Consider the following 1,824-nt stretch of genomic DNA (forward strand, 5'->3'; position numbering starts at 1 on the left):
TCCAGCGGCGGGGCGTTGTAGTACCACTCGCAGTAGTGCACCAAGCGGGCGTCGGGGAAGACGTCTTTGGCGTACAGGGTCTCGCCCCAGCCCGGGTGGGCCAGGATGGCGTCGGGGCGCCAGCCGCTCTTCTTGAGCTGCAGCAGGATGCGCGCCACGGCCTGGCCGTGGAGCACAGCGTCTTGCATGCGGCGCAGGTAGGGGTGCTGCTTGGGGCCGACGGGGCGGTGGGGCTTGTAGCGGATGGCGCCTGCGCGATGACAAATTGCGGTGCGAGTGGGACGCCTGCGTGAACGAGGTCGAGAAGGCAAGGGCAAGTCGGTGAAGCGCAGCACGGGGCCACGCTACCAAACCCGCAGCAGCAAGCCGGTCGGCGGCCCCACCGGTTCAGGGGTCGGCCAAGCCCTTCGACCCACAAGGCAGAATCCGCGCCCCTGTCCGCACTGCCAAGGCCCCGAGCGCCTGCCCGCCCCGTGTTCAAAGCCCTCACCGCCTACCACCTGCCCCGCGACGCGCAGCCCGACCCCAACAAGCTGGACGCCCAGCTGGCCGCCCTGCCCTTCACGCCCTGCGGGCCGACGCAGCCGCTGAGCCTGGGCTTCGTGCCGCCGCGCGGGCATGCGCACGGGCCGCTGGCCGAGTTCGTGCCGGGCGGGCACGTGATGATCAAGCTGCAGTTCGAGCAGCGCCTGCTGCCGGGCTCCGTGGTGCGCGAGCGGGTGGACGAACTGGCGCAAAAGATGGAGCAAGAAACCGGCCGCAAGGCGGGTGCCAAGCGCCGCCGCGAGCTGAAGGACGAGGCCCTGCTGGACCTGCTGCCGCAGGCCTTCACGCGGCAAACGTCGATGCGGGTGTGGATCGCCCCGGCGCTGGAGCTGCTCGTCATCGACAGCACCAGCACGGCGCGCCTGGACGCCGCCCTCTCGGCCCTGACCAAGGCCGTGCCCGGCCTGGCGCCGCAACCGCTGCAAACCGCCGAGAGCCCGGGCGCTTGCATGCGCGCCTGGCTGCTGGACGGCGTGGCACCGCAGGGCTTTGGCATCGGCCGCGATGCCGAGCTGCGCAGCGCCGACGTGGCCGCCGCCACCGTGCGCTACACGCGCCACGGCCTGGAGGGCCCCGACGTGCAGCAGCACCTGACGGCCGGCAAGCAGGTGCGCAAGCTGGCGCTGAACTGGAAAGACCGCCTGGACTTCGTGCTGACCGACACCCTGCAGCTGACGCGGCTGAAGGTGGACGACGGCGCCTTCGAGCAAGACGGCCTGAAGGACAGCGAGCAAGACCCCTTCGACGCCGACGCCCTGCTGCTGACCAGCGAGCTGGGCGAGCTGCTGCCCGCGCTGTTCGAAGGCCTGGGCGGCCGTGTGGACGGCCTGGGCGTGGCGACGACCCCCGCGGCCGACACAGCCCCTGCCGCGCCTGCACCGGCCGGCGCGGGCGAACCGGCGCCCTGGGACTGAGCCCAGGTCGTTGCCGATGTCAGCCCCCCCGGGGGGGGGGTGGGCAAGTCTCCGTTCGGCCTGAGGTATCGAAGGCTAGCGAAGGGCTTCGATCGGTCTTCAGGCCGACCCCGGCCTGAGCTTGTCGAAGGCTCAGCCCGAACGGTGGCAGGGCGCAGGCGCCCTTTCAGGAGACGGTCGCGATGCCCAAGCGGGCCGCGGTCGCCAGCGCTTGAACCTGCCGCGGCGGCAAGCCCTTGAGCTTGTGGTCGCTCCACACCTGGCGCCAGCGGCGCGCCCCCGGCGTGCCGTTCCACAGGCCCAGCGCGTGGCGCATGGCCACGGCCCAGGGCGTGCCGCGGGCCCACAGGGCCTCCAGGTGCGC

Annotated in this window: 1 protein-coding gene and 2 pseudogenes; 1 reads left to right on the forward strand and 2 read right to left on the reverse strand. The window is 72.2% G+C overall.

The genetic code is table 11. From position 1 onward, the window contains the following. Positions 1-188: pseudogene (locus tag O9335_RS10575) on the reverse strand (glycosyl transferase family 1); the annotation flags it as partial. A gap of 285 nt (positions 189-473) precedes the next feature. Between O9335_RS10575 and O9335_RS10580 the strand changes: the two are divergent. Beyond that, positions 474-1,460: a recombination-associated protein RdgC gene (locus tag O9335_RS10580; protein ID WP_298387655.1), complete on the forward strand. Its 987-nt coding sequence runs from the start codon at positions 474-476 to the stop codon at positions 1,458-1,460. Positions 1,461-1,626: 166 nt separating this feature from the next. Here O9335_RS10580 and O9335_RS10585 read toward each other — a convergent pair. Further along, positions 1,627-1,824: pseudogene (locus O9335_RS10585) on the reverse strand (hypothetical protein); the annotation flags it as partial.

This window comes from Inhella sp., assembly GCF_027532025.1.
GTDB lineage: Bacteria > Pseudomonadota > Gammaproteobacteria > Burkholderiales > Burkholderiaceae_C > Inhella.